Annotated in this window: 19 protein-coding genes, 1 pseudogene and 1 riboswitch; of the genes and pseudogenes, 11 read left to right on the top strand and 9 right to left on the bottom strand. The window is 71.6% G+C overall.

The features are described 5' to 3' along the window. Positions 1-41: 41 nt before the first annotated feature. Positions 42-815 carry an exodeoxyribonuclease III gene (locus OHA21_RS23255; RefSeq protein ID WP_328476945.1) on the bottom strand — a complete coding sequence of 258 codons (774 nt, stop codon included), beginning with the start codon at positions 813-815 and terminating at the stop codon, positions 42-44. Positions 816-1,104: 289 nt separating this feature from the next. On the opposite strand from OHA21_RS23255, the gene OHA21_RS23250 reads away from it, so the two are divergent. Then, on the top strand, positions 1,105-1,740 hold the full coding sequence (locus tag OHA21_RS23250) for a hypothetical protein (protein ID WP_328476944.1): 636 nt from the start codon (positions 1,105-1,107) through the stop codon (positions 1,738-1,740). On the opposite strand, the gene OHA21_RS23245 is transcribed toward OHA21_RS23250, so the two are convergent. Next, a complete protein-coding gene (locus OHA21_RS23245) occupies positions 1,741-4,074 on the bottom strand; it encodes a putative bifunctional diguanylate cyclase/phosphodiesterase (RefSeq protein ID WP_328476941.1) in 2,334 nt (777 codons plus the stop codon). A 91-nt stretch (positions 4,075-4,165) separates the two neighbouring features. After that, positions 4,166-5,035, bottom strand: coding sequence for a universal stress protein (locus OHA21_RS23240; protein WP_328476939.1), 870 nt, complete (start codon positions 5,033-5,035; stop codon positions 4,166-4,168). Positions 5,036-5,217: 182 nt separating this feature from the next. On the opposite strand from OHA21_RS23240, the gene OHA21_RS23235 reads away from it, so the two are divergent. The 8 genes and pseudogenes from OHA21_RS23235 (at position 5,218) to OHA21_RS23200 (ending at position 14,605) form a co-directional block, all read left to right on the top strand. After that, positions 5,218-6,501: a citrate synthase gene (locus tag OHA21_RS23235; protein ID WP_328476937.1), complete on the top strand. Its 1,284-nt coding sequence runs from the start codon at positions 5,218-5,220 to the stop codon at positions 6,499-6,501. Positions 6,502-6,583: 82 nt separating this feature from the next. After that, positions 6,584-6,883 (top strand): ArsR/SmtB family transcription factor, encoded by a 300-nt coding sequence (locus OHA21_RS23230; protein ID WP_328476935.1) that lies wholly within the window; start codon positions 6,584-6,586, stop codon positions 6,881-6,883. After that, a complete protein-coding gene (locus OHA21_RS23225) occupies positions 6,880-7,389 on the top strand; it encodes an SRPBCC family protein (protein WP_328476933.1) in 510 nt (169 codons plus the stop codon). Before OHA21_RS23230 ends, OHA21_RS23225 begins: the two co-directional genes overlap by 4 nt. Before the next feature lie 37 nt (positions 7,390-7,426). After that, positions 7,427-9,028 (top strand): gluconokinase, encoded by a 1,602-nt coding sequence (locus OHA21_RS23220; protein ID WP_328476931.1) that lies wholly within the window; start codon positions 7,427-7,429, stop codon positions 9,026-9,028. Positions 9,029-9,044: 16 nt separating this feature from the next. After that, a riboswitch (cobalamin riboswitch) is annotated at positions 9,045-9,174 on the top strand. A gap of 55 nt (positions 9,175-9,229) precedes the next feature. Next, positions 9,230-11,602, top strand: a pseudogene (locus OHA21_RS23215) (VWA domain-containing protein); the annotation flags it as partial. Between the two features lie 686 nt (positions 11,603-12,288). Then, on the top strand, positions 12,289-12,888 hold the full coding sequence (gene cobO / locus OHA21_RS23210) for a cob(I)yrinic acid a,c-diamide adenosyltransferase (RefSeq protein WP_328476929.1): 600 nt from the start codon (positions 12,289-12,291) through the stop codon (positions 12,886-12,888). Next, positions 12,882-14,237 (top strand): cobyrinate a,c-diamide synthase, encoded by a 1,356-nt coding sequence (locus OHA21_RS23205; protein WP_328476927.1) that lies wholly within the window; start codon positions 12,882-12,884, stop codon positions 14,235-14,237. Before cobO ends, OHA21_RS23205 begins: the two co-directional genes overlap by 7 nt. Then, the gene (locus OHA21_RS23200) at positions 14,234-14,605 is read left to right on the top strand and encodes a cobalamin biosynthesis protein (protein ID WP_328476925.1); all 372 of its coding nucleotides are present in this window, start codon (positions 14,234-14,236) and stop codon (positions 14,603-14,605) included. Before OHA21_RS23205 ends, OHA21_RS23200 begins: the two co-directional genes overlap by 4 nt. Positions 14,606-14,779: 174 nt before the next feature. Here the strand turns inward: OHA21_RS23200 and OHA21_RS23195 are convergent, their stop codons facing one another. From OHA21_RS23195 to OHA21_RS23180, 4 genes are all read right to left on the bottom strand, one after another. Continuing rightward, entirely contained in the window at positions 14,780-16,258 is a 1,479-nt protein-coding gene (locus OHA21_RS23195) for a glutamate--cysteine ligase (protein WP_328476923.1), read from the bottom strand. A gap of 200 nt (positions 16,259-16,458) precedes the next feature. Continuing rightward, positions 16,459-16,980, bottom strand: coding sequence for a hypothetical protein (locus OHA21_RS23190; RefSeq protein WP_328476921.1), 522 nt, complete (start codon positions 16,978-16,980; stop codon positions 16,459-16,461). A 982-nt stretch (positions 16,981-17,962) separates the two neighbouring features. Continuing rightward, the gene (locus OHA21_RS23185; protein ID WP_328476919.1) at positions 17,963-18,109 is read right to left on the bottom strand and encodes a hypothetical protein; all 147 of its coding nucleotides are present in this window, start codon (positions 18,107-18,109) and stop codon (positions 17,963-17,965) included. A 1,351-nt stretch (positions 18,110-19,460) separates the two neighbouring features. Beyond that, positions 19,461-20,168 carry a hypothetical protein gene (locus OHA21_RS23180; protein ID WP_328476917.1) on the bottom strand — a complete coding sequence of 236 codons (708 nt, stop codon included), beginning with the start codon at positions 20,166-20,168 and terminating at the stop codon, positions 19,461-19,463. A gap of 54 nt (positions 20,169-20,222) precedes the next feature. On the opposite strand from OHA21_RS23180, the gene OHA21_RS23175 reads away from it, so the two are divergent. Both OHA21_RS23175 and OHA21_RS23170 read left to right on the top strand, forming a co-directional pair. Beyond that, positions 20,223-20,498, top strand: coding sequence for a hypothetical protein (locus OHA21_RS23175; RefSeq protein ID WP_328476916.1), 276 nt, complete (start codon positions 20,223-20,225; stop codon positions 20,496-20,498). A 138-nt stretch (positions 20,499-20,636) separates the two neighbouring features. Next, positions 20,637-21,776 carry a SigB/SigF/SigG family RNA polymerase sigma factor gene (locus OHA21_RS23170; RefSeq protein WP_328476914.1) on the top strand — a complete coding sequence of 380 codons (1,140 nt, stop codon included), beginning with the start codon at positions 20,637-20,639 and terminating at the stop codon, positions 21,774-21,776. Between the two features lie 9 nt (positions 21,777-21,785). On the opposite strand, the gene OHA21_RS23165 is transcribed toward OHA21_RS23170, so the two are convergent. Both OHA21_RS23165 and OHA21_RS23160 read right to left on the bottom strand, forming a co-directional pair. Continuing rightward, on the bottom strand, positions 21,786-22,514 hold the full coding sequence (locus tag OHA21_RS23165; protein WP_328476912.1) for an ATP-binding protein: 729 nt from the start codon (positions 22,512-22,514) through the stop codon (positions 21,786-21,788). A 52-nt stretch (positions 22,515-22,566) separates the two neighbouring features. Further along, positions 22,567-24,405 carry a CheR family methyltransferase gene (locus OHA21_RS23160; protein WP_328476910.1) on the bottom strand — a complete coding sequence of 613 codons (1,839 nt, stop codon included), beginning with the start codon at positions 24,403-24,405 and terminating at the stop codon, positions 22,567-22,569. Positions 24,406-24,415: the final 10 nt, after the last annotated feature.

The raw sequence follows: 24,415 nt of genomic DNA, 5'->3' as shown, positions 1-24,415 counted from the left end.
CCGGCCCGGAACCGGGCATCCCGCGCCGGGGATCCCCGGTTTCAGTCCTTCAGATCGACCACGATGGGAGCGTGATCGGAGGGCCCCTTGCCCTTGCGTGCCTCGCGGTCCACCACGGCATCCGTCACGCGGGCGGCCACGTCCGCGCTGGCGTAGACCAGGTCGATCCGCATGCCCTTGTTCTGATGGAACATTCCGGCACGGTAATCCCAATAGGTGAACGGGCGGTCGCCCTTGAGCGGCCGCGCCGGCACGTCGATCAGCCCGATGTCGCGGATCGCGGCGAGCGCGTCGCGCTCCGGAGGCGTCACGTGCGTGGAGGCGACGAAGACGGCCGGGTCCCAGACGTCCTCGTCGGTCGGCGCCACGTTGTAGTCCCCGGCCACCACCAGCGGACCGGCCGCCAGATCGGGGATCAGGGCGGTGCGCAGGGCGGCGAGCCACTCCAGCTTGTAGACGTAGTGCGGGTCGTCGGGGGTACGGCCGTTCGGCACGTACACCGACATGAAGCGGATGCCGCCGCAGCGGGCGCTGATCGCGCGGGCCTCCTGGTCCGGATAGCCGGGCTGGCCGGCGAAACCGCGCCGGACGTCGTCGAGGCCGATCCGGGAGAGCACGGCGACGCCGTTCCAGCGGCCCTGGCCGTACGCCGCGGTCTGATATCCCAGGTCGGCGACCTCATCGGCCGGGAAGCCGTCCTCGGCGACCTTGGTCTCCTGCAGAAGGACCACGTCCGGGGCGGTCCCGGCCAGCCAGTCGAGCAGGCGGGGCAGGCGGGCCTTGACCGAGTTGACGTTCCACGTGGCGAAGCGCATCAGCACAGCCTGCCGCATCCGGCGGGCTTTTGACGGGTGGGGCTAGCGGCGGCGGGTCGCGGCCAGTACGGCGGCGCTGAGGCCGCCGGCGAGCGTGAGCAACAGGGCGACCATCCAGAGAAGCCCGGCTTCGGCTCCGATCAGCGCTGCCATAACCCCCTCCATCGGCTGTGACACGGCTTACTCGAGGATTCCGCGAGCGAATAATGCCGGAGTTGCCCGCGCGCCGCCAGTGGTCCTGACAGGTTTGTCATCGGAAGACGCAATGTGCACGGGGTCGGGGGCGACGATGCGAGTGGAAGTGCTGCCGGAACTGCCGGCGGACATGATGGACGAGGCCTGGGAGTGGTACCGGGAGACCTTCGACGAGTTGCGGTACATGGCTGCCAACCGGCATCTGATGTACCGCGACGAGTTCGAGGACCTGATGGCCGACAAGCGGGCCGACAAGTACCTCGCGCTGGACGCGGAGGGCGCGCTGGTCGGGATGGGCGTGCAGACCACCGAGCTGGAGTCGGTGCCGCTGATCTCGCCGGACTACTTCGAGTACCACTGGCCGGAGCTGTTCGAGCAGCGCCGGCTCTTCTACGTGACCTTCGTGGGCTCCAAGAAGAGCGCCCGCGGCGCAGGGGTCTTCGTCGCCCTGCTGCGGGCGATGTACGCGCCGATCGGTGAGGTCAAGGGCCGGGTGTTCGTGGACATCTGCTCGTACAACGAGGAGCGGCACGCCCTGCCCCGGATGATCGCGATGATCCTGAGCCGGGCCGCCGGCCGGGCGCAGCCGACCCGCCTGGACGCCCAGTCCTTCTGGATGTACGAGTTCCCGCCCGCGCACGTGCCGGTCCGCGACGAACGGCGTACCGGTTTCCGCGAGCGCCGGCCCGGCATGGAGGAACGCCGGGCCCACCTGCGCGAGCGGGAGTAGTCAGTCGGTCCGGCGGTGCCGGCCGTACGGGTTCGCCGCGATCGCCGGGGCCGACGGGGCCTCGGCGATCGCGACCCGGCGCCACCGCTGGGCGAACTCGACGGCCGGGACCGCCGCGCCCCACAGCCAGCCCTGGCCGTTGACCACACCGACCGCGTACAGGGCCTCGCGCTGCAGCGGTGTCTCGACGCCCTCCGCGATCACGCTGAGGCCGAGGGCGTGGCTCATCGCCACCACCGCGCGGACGATCTCGTCGTCCTCGACGTTCACTCCGAGACCGGTCACGAAGGACCGGTCGATCTTGACCCCGGTGACCGGGAAGCGGCGCAGGTAGCCGAGGGCCGAGAAGCCCGTGCCGAAGTCGTCGACCAGCAGCTTCACGCCGAGCTCGCGCAGTTCGAAGAGGACCCGCGAGGTGACGCTGGACCCGTCCACCATCACCGACTCGGTCATCTCCAGGGCGACGCACTGCGGCGGCACCCCGTACCGGAGCATCTCCCCGGAAATGATCAGCGGCAGCTCCGGATCGCTGAGCTGGCGCGGCGACACGTTGATCGACAGGTAGAAGTCCTCGCCGACGATCCCCTCCGAACGCCACACCCCGAGCTGGCGCAGCGCCTCCTTGCGGACCCAGGTGCCGATGCTGCCGATCAGGCCGGCGTCCTCGGCGATCGGGATGAAGGTCATCGGGGGGATCGGGCCGCGTTCCGGGTGCATCCAGCGGACCAGGGCCTCGGCGCCGACCGGCACCCCGGTCTCCAGCCGCACGATCGGCTGGTACGCCACGTGCAGCTGGTCGTCGGCGAGCGCGGCCCGCAGCGCCACCTCGAGTTCGATGCGCTCGCGCACCTGGGCGTGCATCGAGGTGTCGAAGATGGTGGAGCGGCCCGGGCCCTCGTCCTTGGCCCGGTACATCGCGGTGTCGGCGTCGCGCATCAGCGCCTCGGCGGTCACCGCGGCCCGGGCCGGGTCGCCCTCGGCGTGCGAGATGCCGATCGACGCGGTGATCACCACTTCGTGGTCGCGGACCGGGAAGGGCCGGGCGAAGCAGCCGCGGATGTCGTCGACCAGCCGCAGCGCCTGGCCCTTCTCGCCGATGAACGCGAGCAGGAATTCGTCGCCGCCGACGCGGGCCAGCGGGATGCTGTTCGGCACCGCGGTGCGCAGCCGCCGGCCCACCTCGATGACCAGCTGGTCGCCGGTGTCGTGGCCCCACGAGTCGTTGACCCACTTGAAGCCGTCCAGGTCGAGCATGTAGACCCAGACCCGGTCGTGGTGGTCGGTCTCGGCGATCGTCACGAGATGTTCGATCTGCGCCGACATCGACACCCGGTTCGGCAGCCCGGTGAGCGGATCGTGGGTGGCCTGATGCTCGGACCGTAGTTGCGCGGCGACCTGCGCCTGCACGGCGAACGTGGCGCGGAACAGCAGCAGCGCCACGATGGCCGCGCCGCCGGCGGCGATCAGCACCCGTGCGGAGGAGACCCGCGTGTGATTGGTCAGCAGCAGGACGAACGGCATCGCCAGGGCCGGGGCGAGCAGCGCCAGGCGCTGCCGGGACCAGGCCTGGGCCGGCGGTTTCGCGGCCCGGCTCATCTCCACCACGGACGGGTGCAGGGCGGCGACGCCGAGCGCGGTGTACGCGAGCAGGAACGGCACGTTCAGCAGGGGCGAGGCGTAGACCTGGCCGTCGACGCCCACGATCGCGTAGGCGAGGTCGCCGGCGAGCAGGCCGAGCATCGTGCCGAGCAACCCGAGCAGGCTGACTGGCCAGCTCTTCGCCGTGAACGTCAGGTTGACGGTCAGCAGCAACAGCATCACGTCGAACAGCGGGTAGGTGCCCTGGATGACCGAGAGCACGACCGGCCGGTCGGGTACCGTGGCGGCGGGCATCGCCAGCAGCACGGTGCTGGCCATGCCGGCGGCCAGCGCGACGATCAGGCCGTCGATGACGGCGTGCCGGTCCAGGCTCTCCCGCCGGCGCAGCAGGATCGAGAGGAAGACCGCGAGAAGCACGTACCCGCTGAAGGTCGCGACGTCGGCGAGCAGCGGCCACGGCATCTCCCACTCGGTGACCGTCGGCCGGATCAGCACGCCGATCATGAAGACCAGCGAGGCGGCGCCGATCAGCAGCCAGGCGCCGGGTGGCTCGGCGCCCCAGCGGCGCGGCCCGGCGAAGCAGGCGATCACCACCACGACCACGAGCAGGACGAAACTGACTGTGCCGACGGCCGACGACGTGAACATCGCGTACAGCAGCGTCGCAAGCACGCCGCCCACGGCCATGCCTTGCCAGAGCCGCCGGGCGACCGCGGGCGGGAGAACGGATAGCACCGGGCATTCCTCCCGTTGGCCCGAAGACCTAATGTCGGGACCAACGGTAGCAATCCGGGCACCTCGTACAGGTGAGCTTTGCCGGAACTGATCAGCCCCGCAGGGCCCTCGTGGCACGTCCCGGTGGAGGTGGCACGCGGCGCGACGGGATGCGGCCGCCGTGCACGAAAACGGCCGGGACGCTGCCCCGGCGCAGCACCTCGTCGGCGACGGCGCCCAGGTGGCCGCCGCTGCGCGCGCCACGCGGCCCGAGCACGATCAGCCCGGCCCGGCGCGACGCGCGGACCAGTGTCTCCGCCGGGCCACCGATCAAAACCCTGCGGCGTACGCCCGACAGGTCCGGAACCGCGGCGAGCGCCTCGTCGATCAGCCGGCCGGCCCGGGCCTCGGCGTCCACACCGTTCTCCCGTATCACGTGCACCACCTGCACCGGGCGGCCCAGCCGGCTCGCCTCCTCGGCCGCGAACCGCAGCGCCAGCACCGAATACGCCGAACCGTCGAGGGCGGCCAGCACCGGACCCGCCGGCGGCCGGGGCCCACGGGCCACCGCGACCGGGCACCACGCCTGCGAGACCACTTCGGGCAGTGGCGAGCCGGGCGGCAGCCGACCGGTCGCGGCCAGCGCGTCACCGCCCATGACGAGCAGGACGGCACTGCGACTCAGCTGCAACAACACGCGCCCAGCGGGTCCATCCACGAGTTGACCGCGCGCATCGACGCCCGGTGTGGAACGCTGGGCGATGGCGACCGCCTCACCGACGATGCGCGAGGCGGCCCGGCGCGCCGGGGCGTAGTCGGCGCCGCCGGCTCCCGGCCGCGGATCGGGCCAGGTGAAAGCGTGAACAACGTGCAACGAGCGCCCGCGGGAGAGAGCCTCCCGCGCGGCCAGCCGTACGGCGGCGAGGCTCGGTGCGGACCCGTCCACGCCCACCACGACGGGTCCCTGAGTCGGGATCTGCATCGGTTCGACCTCCGCTCCCGTAACCGTGTCGCAATATACCGACCATTGTCTATGGCGCAACGGTCCATACGTACTGGTGACCAATGCCTCAACAGGTGGCCACCTGATGACCCATTCAGGTTGAGGGTTTACGGTGAACGGCAAAATCTTTGGGACATCTGCCGGTGAAGTGAGGGAAATACATGACGGATGTCAAGCTGGACCACCCTGGTGGCCAATTGTCGATGGGGGTACGCAAGGCCGTCGACGGTCCGGGCGGCATCGACGTCAGTGCTCTGCTCAAGGAGACCGGCTTCGTCACCCTGGACCAGGGGTTCGTGAACACGGCGTCGACCACGTCCGCGATCACCTACATCGATGGTGACCAGGGCATCCTCCGGTACCGGGGATACCCGATCGAGCAGCTGGCCGAGAAGTCGACGTTCCTCGAGGTCTCGTACCTGTTGATGAACGGCGAACTGCCGACCGCCGCCCAGTTGCGCGACTTCGCCGACAAGATTCGCGTGCACACGCTCCTGCAGGAGGAGATGCGCACGTTCTTCTCCGGCTTCCCGCGTGATGCGCACCCGATGGCGGTGCTCTCTTCGGCGGTGACCGCGCTTTCCACCTTCTATCAGGACGCGCTCGACCCGCTCGACGAGGAGCAGGTTGATATCTCCGCAATCCGCCTGATGGCGAAACTTCCGACGATTGCGGCGTACGCCTACAAGAAGTCGATCGGCCACCCGCTGCCGTACCCGGACAACTCGCTGGATTATGTCGAGAACTTCCTGCGGTTGACGTTCGGCCTGCCGACCGTTCAGTACAACGTCGACCCCAAGGTCGCGAAGATCCTGGACATGCTCTTCATCCTGCACGCCGACCACGAGCAGAACTGCTCCACGTCGTCCGTGCGTTTGGTCGGCTCGTCGCAGGCCAACCTGTTCGCCTCGATCTCGGCCGGCATCGGTGCGCTCTCCGGCCCGCTGCACGGTGGCGCCAACGCGGCGGTGCTCGAGATGCTCGAGCAGATCCGCAAGGACGGCGGAGACGTCAACTCGTTCGTCACCCGGGTGAAGAACAAGGAAAAGGGCGTCAAGCTCATGGGCTTCGGCCACCGGGTCTACAAGAACTACGACCCGCGTGCCGCCATCGTGAAGAAGGCCGCCCAGGAGATGCTCTCCACCCTGGACACGCCGGACCCGCTGCTGGAGATCGCCTTCCAGCTCGAGGAGATCGCGCTCAACGACGACTACTTCGTCTCCCGCAAGCTGTACCCGAACGTGGACTTCTACACCGGCCTGATCTACAAGGCCATGGGTTTCCCGACCAAGATGTTCACCGTTCTCTTCGCGATCGGCCGGCTCCCCGGCTGGATCGCGCAGTACCGCGAGATGATGACCGACCCGGCCAACAAGATCGGCCGCCCGCGGCAGATCTACACCGGCTCGCCGGTGCGCGACTTCGTGCCGCTCGACCAGCGCTGAGTCTCTTCGAAAAGCCCCGCCGGCGCCGGCGGGGCTTTTCCGGGCTTGCTATATGCCTTGCCGAGCATATAACGTGGCGTTCATGGACGTCCTGGAGGTTCTCGCCGAACCGGCCCGCCGCCGGATCGCCGACGTGCTGCGTCTCGGCGAGGCGAGCGTCGGTGACCTGGTCAGTGCGCTCGGGATGAGCCAGCCCGCCGTCTCCAAGCACCTGCGGGTGCTGCGTGAGGCCGGCGTGGTGACCGCCCGGGTCCGGGCCCAGCAGCGGATCTATCGCCTGGAAGCGGGGCCGTTCCGGGAGCTGGACGCCTGGCTGGCGCCCTACCGCAGGCTTTGGGACCACCATCTCGACGCACTGGAACGCCACCTGGAGGAATCATGACCGCCGAACTGAATGCGCGCCTCGAGCCGACCGGCGAACGCTGGACTCTCGTCTTCATCCGGGAGCTGCGGAAGCCGCCGGAGGAGGTGTGGGGCGCCCTGACCGACCCTGGCCGGCTCGAGCGGTGGGCCCCGTTCACCGCCGAACGTGATCTCGGCACGACCGGCGACACCACCCTGACGATGATCGACGGCGACGAGTCCACCCCGTTGCCCGCGACCGTCCGCCGAGCGGAGCCGCCGCACCTGCTGGAGTACACCTGGGGTGACGACCTGCTGCGCTGGGAGTTGGAGCCGTCCGGTGCGGGCACCCTCCTGACCCTGCGGCACACCCTTCCCGGCGAGGACGGTCTCGGGCCGATGGTCGCGTCCGGCTGGCATCTCTGCCTCGACGTGATGGAGCGCCTGCTGGACGGCGAGGACGTCCGGGCCGTGCGTGGCGAAGAGGCGAAGGAACACGGCTGGGAGGACCTGCGGGACCGGTACGCGAAGATGTTCGCGGGGTAGGAACAACGCGACCGCCGGTGACAAGGGAGGGCCACGCATGGACGTCGTGATCGGGATCGACACCGGGACCACCGCGACCAAGGGGATCGCCGCCGGGCCGGGCGGCGAGCTGCGAGCCCTGACCAGCGTGCACTACCAGCTGTCGGTGCCCGGTCCGGGACGGGCCGAGCTCGATCCCGCCGAGCTCACCGCCGCAGCGGTCAAGGCGCTCACCGACGTGGCGGCCGAGTGCGCACGGCAGGGCGACCGGGTGATCGCGATCGGTCTCAGCTCCTTCCTGCACGCGCTCGTCCCGATGGATCCCGGCGGTCAGCCGCTCGGGCCGGTGGTGACCTGGGCGGACGCCCGGTCCGCCGAGCAGTGCGAGCGGATCGTGGCGTCCGGGCGGAACAAGAAACTGCAGGCGCGCACCGGGACGCCGGTGCACCCGATGTCCCCGCTGACCAAGCTGGCCTGGTGGGGCGAGACCGATCCGGGCACGCTGCGTGAGACGCCCCGCTGGGGTGGGGTGAAGGAGCTGGTGGTCGCGGCGCTGGCCGAGGCGCCCTTCCTCGTCGATCTGTCGATCGCCTCGGGCACCGGCCTCTACGACATCCACGAGCGGCGCTGGGACGACGAGGCCCTCGAGATCGCGGGGGTACGCGCGGAGCAGCTCGCCGAGGTCGTGCCCACCACCCACCGGCTCCGTCTGCGTGCCGACGTGGCCTCCGCCGCCGGGCTGTCCCGGGACGTGCCGCTGATCATCGGGGCGGCCGACGGTCCGCTGGCCAACCTCGGCGTCGGCGCCACCCCGGCCGGGGTCGCGGCGGTCTCGCTGGGCACGAGCGGGGCGTTGCGTACGGTCGTCGACCGGCCCACCACCGACGCCGCCGGACGGCTGTTCTGCTACGCGCTCACCGAGGACCGCTGGGTGATCGGTGGCGCGGTGAACAACGCCGGTTCAGTGGTCCGCTGGGCCGGGCAGAGCTTCGCCTCCGGGTTCGAACGGCCCGGCGCGGAGGGGGAGGACGCCGACGAGCGCGACGCCGCCCTGCTCGAGGAGGCCGCCGGGGTGGTGGTCGGCAGTGACGGGCTGCTCTGCCTGCCGTACCTGCTGGGTGAGCGGGCGCCCTGGTGGCGGCCGGGGATGCGGGGGGCGTACCTCGGGTTGCGCCGCGAGCACGGCCGGCCGCACCTGGTCCGCGCCGCCGTCGAGGGCGTCTGCCAGCAGCTGGCCCTGGTCCGCGACTCGTTCGACGCGGAAGGCTGCCCGCCCACCGAGATCCGGGCCACCGGCGGCGCGGTCGCCTCCCAACTCTGGGTGTCCGTGCTGGCCGGCGCGCTGGACCTGCCGGTCTCGGTCGCCGACACCCCGGAGGGCACCGCGCTCGGCGCCTGCCTGCTGGCCCGGCACGCCCTCGGCGAACTGCCCGACCTGGACACTGCGGCCGCCCTCGTCCCGACCGGCCGGCACACCCGGCCCGACCCGGAGGCCGCCGCGCTCTACCGCAAACTGCGTCCCCTGGTGGAACGCTCGGCGCTGGCCGTGCTCGACGTGGTCGCCGAACTCGACAAGATCGCGCCCGAGCCGCTGCCCGGAACCGAGAAGGCCGTCACAGCACCCCGCGTTGACGCGCAGCCCGGCGGTAGGAAAGAGTGATCGCCGAGCGGTAGCGGAGGAACCCCGGTGCGAATCCGGGACGGTCCCGCCACTGTGACCGGGGAGCGACCCGCCATACCAGCACGCCACGACCCTTCGGGGCCGGAAGGCCGGCGGGGAACGTCGATCCGGGAGTCAGGAGACTCCGGCCGCTCGTGTCAACCGACGAGCGGGCGTGGACACCCGCCGGAAGGGATCCCCGTGACTCCGTACCCGTTCTCCGCCGTGGTCGGCCTCGACGACCTGCGCCTGGCGCTGCTGCTCACCTCCGTCTCACCGGCGATCGGCGGGGTGCTGGTCCGCGGCGAGAAGGGCACGGCCAAGAGCACTGTGGTGCGTGCGCTGGCCGGTCTGCTGCCGTCGGTCGCCGTGGTGCGCGGGTGCCGCTTCGCCTGCGACCCGGCCGCCCCCGACCCGGACTGCCCCGACGGTCCGCACCCGGCCGCCGGCCCGGCCACGGACCGGCCGGCCGCGCTGGTCGAACTGCCGGTCGGCGCGACCGAGGACCGCGTGGTGGGCACGCTCGATCTGCAGCGTGCGCTCAGTGACGGGGTGAAGGCGTACGAGCCCGGGCTGCTCGCCGCCGCCCACCGCGGCGTCCTCTACGTCGACGAGGTCAACCTGCTCCCGGACCACCTGGTCGACCTGCTGCTCGACGCGGCCGCGATGGGCCGGGCACACGTCGAGCGCGACGGCGTCTCGGTCAAGCACGCCGCCCGGTTCCTGCTGGTCGGCACCATGAATCCGGAGGAGGGCGAACCGCGGCCCCAGCTGGTCGACCGCTTCGGCCTGGTGGTGAACGTGGCCGCACCCCGCGACGCGGTCCAGCGGGCCGAGGTGGTGCGGCGCCGGCTGGCGTACGAGGCCGACCCGACGGCCTTCGCCGCCCGTTTCACGGCGGCCGAGCAGGAGTACGCGTCCCGCATCGCCGCCGCCCGCACCCAGCTGCCGTCGGTCGCCCTGCCGGACGCTGAACTCGACCGGATCGCCCGGGTCTGCCTCGCCTACGGCGTCGACGGGATGCGCGCCGACATCGTGGTGGCGCGGTGCGCGGTGGCCCTCGCCGCCTGGCACGGCCGCACCGCGGTGACCGCCGACGACGTCGCCGGCGCGGCCCGGCTCGCCCTGCCGCACCGGCGCCGCACCGATCCGCTCGACCCGCCCGGCACCGACGAGGAGAAGCTCGAGGAGGCCCTCGCCGAGGCCGAACGCCAGGCCGCCCAGGACCGGGCCGCACAAGAGCGCGATCTGCGGGACCCGGCCGACCAGAACCAGCCCGACCAGGGCGAGATCGACCAGGACCAGGGCGAGGCCGGCCAGCCGCGGCCGAACTCCGATCCGGCGCCGGACGACGAGGACGATCCGGACCCGGACGGCGACGGGCCATCGGGCGGCGGGGGAGGCGGGCCGCAAGGCCCACGCGACGGCGGCGGGCCCCAGGGCTCCAGCAACCACCGCGACGGTACGGACTACAGCAGCGCCTCGCCCACCGACTCCGACTCGGGCACCGGACAGCCGGAGAAGGCCGGCGCAACCGCCACAGCCGGCACCGCCTACCGAACCCGCACGCTACGCATCACAGCCCGCGGCGAAGGCGGCCACACCGGCCGCCGCTCACCCGCCTTCGCCCGCCGAGGCCGCGTAGTAGGCAGCCGCACCCCCCACGGCAAACTCTCCGGCGCCCCCCACCTACCAGCCACCCTGCGAGCCGCCCTCACCCGCACCGCCCTCACCCGCGCCGGCCTTGACCGCGCTGGTCTTGACCGCGCTGGTCTTGACCGCGCTGGTCTTGACCGCGCTGGTCTTGACCGCGCTGGTCTTGACCGCGCTGGTCTTGACCGCGCTGGTCTTGACCGCGCTGGTCTTGACCGCGCCGGCCTTGACCGCGCCGGCCTTGACCGCGCCGGCCTCGACCGCGCCGGCCTTGGCCGCGCCGGCCTTAACCGCGCCGGCCTTGGCCGCGCCGCCCTCACCGGCACCGCCCTTGACCGCGCCGGCCTTGACCGAGTGCGGGTGGAGCCGCGGGATCTGCGGGAGTCGGTGCATGTGGGGCGCGAGGCGAACCTGGTGTTGTTCGTCGTGGACGCCTCCGGGTCGATGGCGGCGCGCAAGCGGATGACGCTGGTCAAGACGGCGGTGTTGTCCCTGCTGCGGGACGCCTATCAGCGGCGCGACCGGATCGGGATGATCACGTTCCGGGGTAGTGAGGCCGAGTCCGTGCTGCCGCCCACCTCCAGCCACGAAGTGGGTGTACAGCGGCTGGCCGCCCTGCGCACCGGTGGGCGGACCCCGCTCGCAGCCGGGCTGCGCACCGCGGCTGCGACCATCGCCACCGAACGGCGCCGCGACCCGCGCCGCCGACCGCTGTTGGTGCTGGTCACCGACGGCCGGGCCACCAGCGGACCGGACCCACTGCGGCTCGCACCGCTGCTGGCCGGAGTGGCCACCGTGGTCGTCGACTGCGAATCCGGCCCGATCCGCCTCGGCCTCGCCCGCAAACTGGCCGCCGCCCTGAAAGCCGAGGTCATGCCCCTCGACCACCTCCAGGCGGTGACCTCTACGCACGCCACACGGTCCGCCGCCCAGCCTCCCGCCGCCCAGCCTCCCGCCGCCCAGCCTGCCGCCGCAGGGTCCGCCGCCCAGCCCCCCGCCGCCCGGCCTGCCGGCGCCCGGCCTGCCGCCGCAGGGTCCGCCGCCCAGCCTCCTGCTGCCCGGCCTGCCGCGGGCGAACGTGCCTACCGAAGCGCAGCGTGACCGATCTTGGGCGTTTTGCCACACGATGATGTGGTCGAACACCCAAGATCGCGGACGGTCGCGAGGTGACTCGCAGATCTTGGGCTTCCGACCACACCATGGGGTGACAAAACGCCCAAGATCGCCGACGGGGTGAGAGGGCGCGAGGCGGGGAGGAAGCACGGCGCGGTGAGTGGGACGCGGCAGCACGGCGTGGGAAACAGGCACGACAGCACGGCACCGGGAGCGGCAGCGCAGGAGCGGCGGCGTAGGAGCGGCGGCGTAGGAGCGGCGGCGTAGGAGCGGCGGCGCAGGAGCGGCGGCGCAGGAGCGGAGTGGGGCGTGGCCTCGGAGCCGGGCGCCGGAAGTGAAGCCGGGGCGCGGGAAGTAAGCGTGCGGTTGGGACGCTGGAAGCGGCCGTGGAATGAGGCCGGGCGCGGAGGAATGCGCGGAAGAGGGGCCTTGGAGGCGGACGGCCCAGGTGTTGGTGGTGTGGTGAGCAGTGTGGGTGTGAGGGAGGGTGAACGGTGCCGCAAGGCAAAGTGACCAGCGTGCCGGATGATGGGCTGACCACGCGGCAGCGGCGGCGGCAGGCGGTGCTGGCGGTGCACACCGGGCCGGGTAAGGGGAAATCGACGGCGGCGTTCGGGATGGCGTTGCGGGCGTGGAGCGCCGGATGGCCGATCGGGGTGTTTCAGTTCGTCAAGTCGGAGAAGTGGAAGGTCGGCGAGGAAGCCGCGCTGAAGGCTCTCGGCGGGCTGGACAAGACGCCGGTCACCTGGCACAAGATGGGTGAGGGCTGGTCCTGGATCCAGCGGGCGGGCAGCGAGCGGGACCACGCGGCCGAGGCTGCTGAGGGCTGGGCGCAGATCAAGCGGGACCTGGCGGCGGAGACCTACAAGTTCTACGTGCTGGACGAGTTCACCTACCCGATGAAGTGGGGCTGGGTGGACGTCGCCGACGTGATCGCGACGCTGGCGGACCGGCCGGGGACGCAGCATGTGGTGATCACCGGGCGTGACGCGCACTCGGATCTGATGGCGGCGGCCGACCTGGTCACTGAGATGACGAAAATCAAGCATCCGATGGACGCGGGGCGCAAGGGGCAGCAGGGCATCGAATGGTGAATCGCGTGGTCATCGCGGCGCCGGCCAGCGGGCACGGGAAGACGACCGTGGCCACCGGGCTGCTGGCGGCGTTCGCCCGGCGCGGGGTGCCGGTGGCGCCGTTCAAGGTGGGCCCGGACTACATCGACCCGGGCTATCACGCGCTCGCCGCCGGGCGGCCGGGACGCAACCTGGACCCGGTGCTGGTCGGCGAGGATCAGATCGGGCCGCTCTTCGCGCACGGGTCGGCCGGCGCTGAGCTGGCGATCGTCGAGGGCGTGATGGGCCTCTACGACGGGCGTACCGGCGCCGGCGAGACCGGGTCCACGGCCCAGGTCGCCGAGCTGCTGCAGGCGCCGGTGATCCTGGTGGTGGACGCGGCCGCGCAGGGCCGGTCGGTGGCCGCGCTGGTGCACGGTTTCCGCAGCTTCGGCACGGTCCGGCTGACCGGGGTGATCCTCAACCGGGTGGGGTCGGCGCGGCACGAGCAGATTCTGCGGGACGCCTGCGAGGAGGTGGGCACGCCGGTGCTGGGCGCGTTGCGCCGCGCTGACGCGGTCGCCGCGCCGAGCCGGCATCTCGGGCTGGTCCCGGCGGCGGAGCGGCGCGCCGAGGCCCTCGCGTCGGTGGATGCGCTGGCCACGCTGATCGCGGGCGCGGTCGATCTGGACGCGGTCGCCGCGGTCGCCCGTTCGGCGCCGCCGCTGACGGCGGCACCCTGGACACCCCGGGCCGAGCAGCCGGTCACCGAGGGTCCGGTGGTTGCGCTCGCCGGTGGTCCCGCTTTCTCTTTCGCGTACGCGGAAACGGCCGAACTGCTGACCGGAGCCGGAGCCACGGTGGTGGCTGTCGACCCGCTGCACGACGAGGCTCTGCCGGCCGGCACCCGGGCGCTGGTCGTCGGCGGCGGGTTCCCCGAGGTGTACGCGTCGGAGCTGTCCGCGAACGAGCCACTGCGCCGGTCGGTGGCGGCGCTGGCGGCGTCCGGGGCGCCGATCACCGCGGAGTGCGCCGGGCTGCTCTGGCTGTGCCGGACGCTGGACGGCGCCCCGATGTGCGGGGTGCTCGACGCCGAGGCGGTGATGACGCCGACGCTGACGCTGGGCTACCGGGACGCCGTCGCGCTCACCGACAGCCCTCTCGCGGCGGCCGGTACCAGGGTGACCGGGCACGAGTTCCACCGGACCGCGGTGCACCCCCGTTCGGGGCTGTTGCTATCCCCGGCCGGCGGGGCAGCGTGGGCGTGGCGCGGCGACGATCCGGAAGGGTTCGTGTCCGGTTCGGTGCACGCTTCCTACCTGCATCTGCACTGGGCCGGGCAGCGTGGACTGGCCGAGCGGCTGGTCCGGGCGGCCGCCGCAGTCGGGTGATCGTCGTCGGGCTCGGCGCTCGGGCCGGGACGCCGGTCGAGCGGCTGTCCGCGGCGGTGCGGTCGGTGCTTCGCGACGCGGGCATCGCGGCTGGTGAGGTCGCCGTCCTGGCGACTCTGGACCGGCGGGCCGCCGAGGACGACGTGCGGGCGGTCGCGGCCGGGGCCGGGTGGCGGCTGGTCGGCTACCCGGCGGCGGCGCTGGCCGGTCACCAGGTGCCGACGCCGAGCCCCGCGGTGGCCGATGCGGTCGGCACGCCGAGCGTGGCCGAGGCCGCTGCCCTGGTAGCAGCCGGGCCCGGCGGCAGTCTGCGGGTGCCGAAGCAGGTGCGCGACGGGATCACGGTGGCGGTGGCCGCGTCCCGGTGACACATCGTGCCCAGTTGGTTAACAGGGCTGTTCGTGGGTGTTCGGAACAGCCGTGTTAACCAGCTGCTTCAGCCCGGCGGTCGCCGGGCGGCCGGGACCCGGCAGATGGTCGCGTCGTAGCGGGGGACGGTCACGATTCGGCGGGACTGTGCATTCTCGTACCAAAGGGGGGTCTTATTTTTGGATCGGCCATTCATGGACCGGGATGTTGTCGTGCATGAGCGGGAGGTAGCGGCGCAGCATCTCGTGCAGCGCGCGCTGCCGGTCGTGGCCCTGGGACTCGAGCGTGTGCAGGGTGTCCACCTGCCAGGAGGCGCCGTTGCGGTGCAGCAGGCAGCGTTGCTCGATGATGCCGAGCAGGCGGTCGCGCTGGGCCGGGGCGACGCCCCATTCGTCCAGGCCGGCGGCGGCCTGCGGCAGCAGCCGGCGCAGGACCAGTTCGGTGACCGGTACGGTGCCGTGGCCGGGCCAGAACACGCTGGCGTCGATGCCGTGCCGGGCGCAGTTGTGGAAGTTCTCCTCGGCCGCGCGGAAGCTCATCTGCGTCCAGATCGGGCGTTCGGCCTCGGCGAGCGCGCGGACCAGGCCGTAGTAGAAGGCGGCGTTGGCCATCGTGTCGGCGACCGTCGGGCCGGCCGGCAGCACCCGGTTCTCCACGCGCAGGTGCGGACGGCCGTTGACGACCGCGTAGATCGGCCGGTTCCAGCGGTAGACCGTGCCGTTGTGCAGGCGCAACTCGCTCAGTTCGGGGATCTCGCCGCGTTCCAGGATGTCCGCCGGGTCGTCGGCGTCGCAGATCGGCAGCAGCGCCGGGAAGTACCGGACGTTCTCCTCGAACAGGTCGAAGACGCTGGTGATCCACCGTTCGCCGAACCAAACGCGTGGGCGTACACCCTGGGCCTGTATCTCTTCCGATCTTGTGTCGGTCGCCTGCTCGAAGAGCGGGATCCGGGTCTCCCGCCACAGCTCCCGGCCCAGCAGCAGCGGTGAGTTCGCGCCCAGCGCCAGTTGCACGCCGGCGATCACCTGGGCGGCGTTCCAGTACGCGGCGAACTGCGCCGGGCTCACCTGCAGGTGGAACTGGGTGCTGGTGCAGGCCGCCTCGGGCGCGATGCTGTCCGTGGTGACCGCCAGCCGGTCCACCCCGTCGATCCGGATGTCCAGGTCCTCACCGCGGGCCGCGAAGATCTGCTCGTTGAGCAGCTGGTAGCGGGGGTTCACGGTGAGCGACTCGCCGGTGAGGTGCTCGCGGCGCAGCGTCGGCAGGATGCCGATCGTCACCATGTGCGTCCCGGCGGCCCGGGCGTGCCGCTCGGCCTGGTTCAGGCTGGCCCGCAGGCTGCGCTCCAGCTCGGCGAAGTCGTCACCGGCGAGACGCCGCGGCGGCAGGTTGATCTCGATGTTGAACTGGCCGAGCTCGGTCTGGAAATCCGGGTCGGCGATCGACTTCAGCACCTCTTCGTTGCGCATCGCCGGATCGGCGTGCTCGTCGATCAGGTTGAGTTCGATCTCCATGCCGGTGAGTGGCCGTTCGAACTCGAAGCGGGCCTCCCGCAGCATGGTCGCGAACACGTCCAGGCTGCGCCGGATCTTCTGCCGGTACCGGGTCCGGTCCTCCCGGCTGAATTCGGTCTGGTCGACTTTCTCGCCCACCGCGCACCACCTTTCGAGCCGTCAGTGACGCCAGGAGAGCGCGCGAGGCGTTCCCCCGGCCTCATGATGACGGTTGTCGATAGCGGTTCCCATCGCGGTGGCCGTCCATTCTCGCCAGGTGGCCAACCGGGTGCCGCCGGTTGCGTGGAGCTCGATTAGGTCGGACATGGTCCGCCCGTTACCCGCAGGGAGCTTTTTTCTCACCTCAGCCAGGCGGCCAGCACCACGGTGGCGATCGTGACGCCCAGCCCGGCCTGCAGCAACAGTGCCGGGCCGAGGTGTGACCACTGCGTGGGGATGCGCGGGGTGAGCGGCTGCATGGTGGTCAGATTCACCACCTGCAGGAGCTTCACCGGAAGCGTGTGGTCGGCCTGCGGCTGGGTGCGGATCTGGATCAGGTCGCCGCGGTGCAGAGCGGACTGCGGCAACTGCCCGTGCATCTCGACCTCGTAGGTCTGGCCCAGGTCGTCGCGCAGCCGGACCGGGGTCACCAGAAACTCCGGGCCCTTCTTGAGCTCCTTGAGGGTGCGGCGGGCCGGTTTCATCCGCAGCAGCGCGGCGATCAGCTGGGCGACGCCGGCCAGCATGAAGATCGCGACGGCGAGGGGCCGGCCGACCCGGACCTCACGGGTGTACGAGGCCTGGAAGCCGAGGAACCGGCCGGTGATGATCGGACTGACATGCCGGAGGATTCGCTCGCGGTGCAGTTCGGTGTCGTCCATGGGGGGTCACCTCCTGGATGTCCTATCGATGCTACGGAGCGAACATGGTTAGGCACCGTGAGTGAATACTGGTCCTGATTCTCTGCATACCTCCTGGCCGCGGGCGGTGGTGGTGGTTCGGTCCGGATGCCCCCTTGAAAAAGGTTCACTGATCTGCGGAAAGCCGCCCTCCCGGCAGGTCGCGCGAGGTCAACTGGAGCAGGGCCGAGTGAAGCCGGCGGGGCCCGCCGTGCCGTCCGGAATGCGGACAGCCCGGGGATGGGGGGCGGAGACCAGTGGCGGCGTACGTCAAACCGGAGAGCGTGCTGGCGCGTACGGCGCGGGCCATGGTCGACGCGCACGGGGGTGGGCTCGGGCCGGATGACGGGGTGACCAGCTGCCCGGCCTGTGGGGAGGCGCTGCCCTGTCGTACGGCGCTGTCTGCGGCTGAGGTCCTGGAAGCCGCGGGGATGGCTGAGGCGTCGGGGTTGATCGCGGCGGCTCGGCCTGCTTATGCCGGGCCGTCGGCTGATGCGGGCTCGTCGTCGTCTTCCGCTTCGTTGCCTTCTGCTTCGTCGCTTTTCCCTTCAATGCCTTCCGCCTCGATCGATGAGGGTGGGGGCTTGATGCCGTCAGGGAGCCGGGCCCCGTGGGAGATGGGTGAGTTGCCGGAGGCTGATCCGCTGCCGGGTCCGTCTTCGCCGGCTAGCGGTTCGCTGCCTGGTTCGTCTTCGTTAGCGAGTGGGTCGTCGCTGCCTGGTCCGTCTTCGTCGGCGAGTGGGTCGCCGTTGCCTGGTCCGTCTTCGTCGGCGAGTGGGTCGCCGTTGCCTGGTTCGTCTTCGTCGGCGGTCGGGTCGCTGCTGCCGTCGGGGTTGCCGGATCTTCCGCCGTTGCCACCTTCGGCGGAGGGCTCGCCGCTTCCCCCGTTGCCGCCGGTCGGGGTTGGTTCACCGCCGCCGGTGGCGGGCGCGGCTGTTCCGCTGCCGCCGTTGCCGGAGGGCCTTCAGCCGACGGCGGTCCGTGCTTCGACGCCGCCCTGGATCGTGCCGGGCGAACCTGCGGGCGAGGAGTCCCGGGCGTCGCGGGCGGGCGGCAGCGTGGATGAGCCGGCCGAGCCGTGGCGGGGGTCGGCATCGGGTGCTGCGAGCATGCCGGGCGTTGCTGGGATCGGGCCTGCTGCCGGGAGCGTTTCGGGCGAGGCGGGTGGCGCGGCCGGCTTCGGGGAGGCTTGGCCGCCGCCGGGTACCGGGACGGTCCTGCCGGCTCCGAGCGGGCCGAACTCGGCCGTGCCTGGTCAATCCTGGCCGCCGCCGGCGTCCGGAACTGCGCCGCCGGCGTCCGGAACTGCGCTGCCGGCGTCCGGAACTGCGCTGCCGGCGTCCGGAACTGCGCCGCCGGCGTCCGGAACTGCGCCGCCGGCGTCCGGAACTGCGCTGCCGGCTCCGGGCGGGGCGGAGTCGGTCGCTTCGGGGGCGACCGGCCAGAGTTGGATCCCCGGCGAGGGCACGGGTCAGTCTTGGTCGCCGCCGATGCCGGGGACCGCGGTGTCCGGCGAGGCGTGGCCGCCTCCGCCAGGTGGGGCTGCTGCTGGGCCGGGCCTCCCATGGCCTACGGCGGAAGCCAGGAACGCCGGAGATATCGGTCAATTGTGGCCGCCGCCGGCTTCCACTGCGAATGAGGTCGCTCCGCCGCCCTGGAAGGCTGGGCCGTCGGCGCCCGAAGCATGGCCCGCCGGGCCGGCCGGGGAGCGCCAACCGGGTCCGGCGGGTGCCGCGACGCCCTGGGCCGAGGCCGGATCGGGCGCTTCCGCTTCGAACGTTTCAATCTCAGGCAATCTAGATTCAGGCATTTCGGGTACGGCTGCGTCGGGTACGGCTTCGTCGGGTTCGGGTGTGTCGGTCTCAGGTGCTTCCGGATCAGGTGCTTCCGGATCAGGTGCTTCCGGATCGGGCGCTTTCGGTGCGGTGCCGCCGCCTGCGGTCGGCTCGCCGGGCGAAGGCCAGCGCTCCGAACCCCAGCCGCCGTGGTCTCAGCCCGATGCCGGTGGCCAGCCGGGTGTCGGCCGGCTGGGTGTCGGTCAGCCGGGTGATCTGTCGGGAGCCGGTTCACTGGGCGTCGGCCGGCCGGGTGCCGGTTCTGGGCTGGCCGAATCCGGGCAGCCCGGTGCTACGCAGGCCTGGCCTGCACATGCTGAGCCGTCGGGGGCCGGTTCCGGGTCGGGCGGCTCTGGGCAGTTCGGTGCTGGCCAGGTCGGTGCTGGCCAGGTCGGTGCTGGCCAGATCGGTGCTGGTCAGGTGGGCGTTGGACAGGGTGGTGCTGTGCCGGGCGGGTCGGTGCCGGCCGGTGTTGGGCAGGTCGGGTCCATGCCGGGCGCTGCTATGTCCGCCGGGGCGGCTATGTCCGCCGGGATGGCTGGGTCTGGGGCTGCAGGCATCGGGGCGCCGGGCGGGAGCCACGGGTCGGTGGCCGGCTCGGGTCCGGTGAGTTCGATGGGGTCGGTGTCAGGGTCGGTGGGCTCCGGGGCGGTGGCCTCTGGGCCTGGGATGCCGCCGAGCGATGACCTGGATGCGTTGATGCGGCAGCCACCGCTCTACAGCCAGCAGAACAGTCCGCTGGACGCGCCCCGATTCACCCGGTCGGCGCGGCCTGCCGGTGATGGTGGGCAGACTCGGGCTACCGAGATCATCATGGGGACGCCGCCGCAGCCGCCTGCTGGGATGGCGATGCCTCCGGCGGGGGAAGCCGCCGGCTTCCTGCCGTCGGCAGCTGTGCTCGGTCAGAGTGCGGAGGCTGGGCCTCGTGCGCCGCTGCCGGGACCGGATCTCGGACAGCAGAACCTTGGTGGGCAGCCGCCGGTGGGCGATCGTCCGAAGCTGCAGGCCCCGGACCTCGGTCAGCTGAACCCCGGTGGGCAGGCTCTGCCGGGCGTTGGCGGGCAGCCCGCTGGTCAGCCGGCTGCTGGTGGGCAGGCAGGCCTGCCGGGCGTTGGTGGGCAGGCTACGGGTCTGCAAGGCGTTGGCGGCCAGCAGGCTCCGGGTACGCAGGGCGGCGCGGGGCAGCCTTTCGGCCAGCAGAGCGCCAGTCAGAGTGTTGGCCGGGGTGCCGGCCAAGGCGCCGGGCTCAGCGACCAGAATGCCGGGGCCGACGCCGGTGGGCAGTCGCCGGCCGGGGATCGGCCTCGCCTGCAGGCTCCGGATGTGGGGCAGCACAACCTGGGGGCTCAGCCCGCAGGCGGCGGCCGGCCGCGGCTGCAGGCTCCGGACATGGGCCAGCACAACCCGGTCCGCCCGGCGGCTCCGGAGCCGGGTCCGCAGGGAACGGCGCAGCAGGGCATGGAGCCGCAAGGGATGGGGCAGGGCCGGGGGCCGCAGGGGGCGCAGGGCAGCACCGCGGGGGAGGGGCCGCTCATGGATGAGGATGCGCCTTCCGGGCTGCCGGCTCGCGGACCCGCGGTGGTTCGGCCGGAGGCGCTGGCGGCGCCGGATGTGCTGAACGACCCCTCCTCGGCGCCGAGTGGGCTGCCGCGGCGGGACCGGTGAGGGTGAATCAGCAAGGGTGAGGTGTGCGTTCTCGGGTGGTTGACGATGTTTGAGCCGGGGGAAGACCGGGCAGTAACGTCCGCTAGTGGGGGCCGCTGCCATGTGCGCGCCCCGGATCCGGTGCCGGAAAGGGGTCCCATGCCCGCACGGAACCAGGTCGGTGAGCCCGCGGAGAACTCCCTCGAGGACCTCGACGCTGCTGCTCTGACGTACGCGCAACGCCGTTCCCTCGCGTCCCCGGACGAGTTGGACTCCCTGCGCGACGACATGGTCCGGCACTGCCTGCCCTTCGCCGGCCGGCTGGCCCGGCGTTACCGCGGCCGCGGCGAGTACCTCGAGGACCTGGAGCAGGTGGCCCGGCTCGGCCTGGTGAAGGCGGTGGACCGGTACGACCCGGAGCGCGGCTCGTTCACGGCCTACGCGGTGATCACGATCTCCGGCGAGCTGAAGCGGCACTTCCGGGACCGCACCTGGGGCGTGCACGTCCCGCGCCGGGTGCAGGATCTGAGCCTGGAGGTCGGGCACGCCTCGATGGTGCTGACCAGCGTCCTCGCGCGTACCCCGACGACCGGTGAGCTGGCCGAGCGCCTCGGCGTGAGTGAAGCCGCCGTGCGGGAGGCGGTCGAGTCGGCCGCCGGGTATTCGCCGGCCTCGCTGAACGCGCCGGTGGCCGGGGACGGCGCGGCGGAGCTCGGCGACATGCTCGGCGACGTCGACGGCGCCCTGGAAGCGGTGACCGACAATCTCACCGTCACCGATCTGCTGATGCGCCTGCCGGCCCGGGAACGCCGGATGCTGGCGATGCGCTTCTACGGCAACCGCACCCAGGCGGAGATCGCCGCCGACCTGGGCATCTCGCAGATGCACGTGTCCCGCCTGCTCAGCCGGGCTCTGGGCTGGCTGCGTGAGGCGATGCTCAGTGACACGCCGCCGGCCTGGGAGAGCGGCGAAGCCCGCAGCGCGCACGCCGGCATGCACGTGGCGGTCGACCGGGACGGTACGGCGATCATCGTTCGGGTGCGCGGCGAGGTGGACCGGGACACCGCGGAGCGGCTGCGGATCGGTCTGCGCCACGCGGTGAACACCGAGGGGGCGGCTTCGGTGGCCGTCGACCTGACCGGTGTGCCGCTGATCGACGCGGCCGGCGTCGGCGTGCTGCTGGACGCGGTGCGGGCGGGTGAGGCGGCGCAGGTGGAGATCTGTGTGCGCGGCGCTCAGCCGTACGTCGCCCGGATCCTGGCAGTTTCCGGCCTGGCCGGCGTGCTACGCCGCTGTTAAAAGCGAATTTCAGCGGCGCCGCAGCGCCGCCCAGACCACCTTGCCGTCGTCGGACGGCAGGCATCCCCAGGCGTCGGCCAGGCTGCTGACCAGCAGCAGACCGTGTCCGCCCGGGTTCTCCGGGTCGGCCGGCCGGGGCTCCGGCGGATGCTGCGGCGAGCCGTCCCGGACCGCGATGTTGAGATAGCGGGTCCGCAGGGAGAGCCGCAGCGTCATCATCGTGTGGGCGTGGTCGACCACGTTGGCCACCAGTTCGGTGACGATCAGGCTCGCCGGGGCGACCAGGTCGGGCAGGTCCCACCGCAGGCAGGCGTCGGTGGCGACGTCCCGCGCGTGCCGGGGTGACCCGCTGACCGGCAGCAGTTCCTCGCGGACCGACGGCACGCTGCGGCGTTCGTCGGCCAGGTGGTGGCGGGCCGCGTCGAGGCCGGCGAACAGCGGCAGCCGCCGGTAGGCGCCGGAGAGCAGAAGCGCGCGGGTCTGCGGCGGCGGGCCGCAGAGCAGGACCGGCGTTCCCGGCCAGCGCGCCGCCTGCCGCAGCACCGCGGTGAAGACCGAGAGGGCCAGCGGCTGGTCGACGTGCAGGTCGCGGAGGTCGACCAGGAGCGCGTCGGGCTGCTCGGCCAGGCATTTGAGCAGCCTGTCACGCAACTGGACGATGTCGGCGAGGCCGAGCCGGCCGGTCAGCGTGACGACCAGGCCGGCATCGTCATCGCGGACGTCACTCCGGACTGTCATCGCCACCGCCTTCCGAGAGCCGCCGGTTACCCGGAGAGCCGGTTGTCAAACGTCATGCGGTCTCCATCACGACGATGACTCCGTCCCCACCGACCGGCACGCCGTCGCGGCCGCGCAACGGAGTACATGCGACCCGCACCGTGACCGCCCGCCCGCGCCGGTTCACCGCGTCCAGCCGGATGTCCCCGGACGCCCCGTCGGAGCCCAGCGCGCCGCGCAGCAGGGGCCGGATCCGATCGATCGGCAGACCGATGTCGAGGTTGAGGAAGTGCTGTCCGATGACCTCACCGGCGCGCAGTCCCCACAGGTCCTCGGCGTGCCGGTTCCACATCCGCACCCGCAGGTCCGGGTCGACCACGGCGACGCCGGCCTGGAGGCTGGTCAGCACCGTCTCGAGGAACACCTTCGCCTCGTCCAGCTGCACGGTGCTGATCCGCAGCTGGTCGTTGATGCTCTGCAGCTCGTCGTTGGTGGACTGGAGTTCCTCGTTCATGGTCTCCAGCTCCTCGTTCGTACTCTGGAGCTCCTCGTTGGTGGTCTCCAGCTCCTCGACCGTGGACTGGAGCTCCTCGTTGGTCGTCTCCAATTCCTCGTTGGTGGACTGGAGCTCCTCGTACGCCGCCTCGAGCTGCTGGTTGGCGTGCTCCAGGTCCTCCTGCAGGCGGCGCGACGCGGTGACGTCGTGGAAGATCAGGTTCACCCCGAGGAGGCTGCCGTCGGCGCCGGTGAGCGGGCTGATCTGCACATCGAGGAAGTTCACCTCGGTGCCGCGGTGGAACTCGACGTCGCTGACCCGCAGACCCCGGCGTTCCAGCTGGGCCTGTTCGATGAACCGCCGCAGCTCCACCGGCCGGTACGAGACGTCCAGATCGCGGAACGGCCGGCCGATGTCGCGTGACGTCACCCCGAACAGCTTCTCCAGCTGGCGGTTGGAGAGGGCGACCAGACCGTCGGAGGTGAGCGCGAGCTGAGCCAGCGGGCTGGCCGCGAAGGCTTCGTTGCGCAGCTCGTCGAGGCCGGTGACCGGGGTGCCCGGGTTGGACGGCGGGTCGGCGAAGACCACGCCAGGCGGGGTGTACAGCCGGGGGACCCGCCGGAAGACGCGGCGCTTGAGGTCGATCGGGGTGAACAGGCTGCCATGGCTGAGCAGCATCTCGGCCTTGCCGAGAAAGAGCACACCGGAGTCGGCCAGGGCGAAGTGGAACCGGCCGAGGATCTTCGCCTGGGTCTCGGCGTTGAAGTACATCAGCGTGTTGCGGCAGGTCAGCAGGTCGATGCGGGAGATCGGGGCGTCCTGCACGAGATCGTTGCGACCGAAGATGATGGACCGGCGCAGGTCCTTGCGGAACGTGTAGCGCCCGTTCGCCGCCTCGAAGTATTTCTCGATCAGCTCAGGTGGCAGTGCCTGCACCTCCCGCTCACCGTACGTCGCCTGGCGAGCCTCGTTGAGCTGCTCCTCGTCCACGTCGGTGGCGTAGATCTTGACGCGATCCCTGAACTGCTCCACGCCGAGCACCTCGGCCAGCGCCATGGCCAGCGTGTACGCCTCCTCGCCGGAGGCGCAGCCGGCCGACCAGATCCGGATCAGCGAGTCCGGTGGCTTGGCGGCCACCATCGGCTCGAGGACTTCGGCCCGCAGGTACTCCCAGGCGTCGGCGTCCCGGAAGAACGCCGTCACGTTGATCAGGATGGTGTTGAAGAGCGCGGTGAACTCGTCCGGGTGCACCTGGAGGTAGTCGAGGTACTCCAGGTAGTCGGTGACGCTGACCTGGGTCATCCGGCGGTTGACCCGGCGCATCAGGCTGGATCGCTTGTATCCGGTGAAGTCGAAACCCCGGGACTCCTTCAGATACACCAGCAGCGCTTCGAAATGCGGGTCAACTTCGTGCACGGTCGGAACG

The organism is Actinoplanes sp. NBC_00393, assembly GCF_036053395.1.
In the GTDB taxonomy this organism is placed as follows: Bacteria; Actinomycetota; Actinomycetes; order Mycobacteriales; family Micromonosporaceae; genus Actinoplanes.
This window is presented reverse-complemented; position numbering and strand designations above follow the sequence as displayed.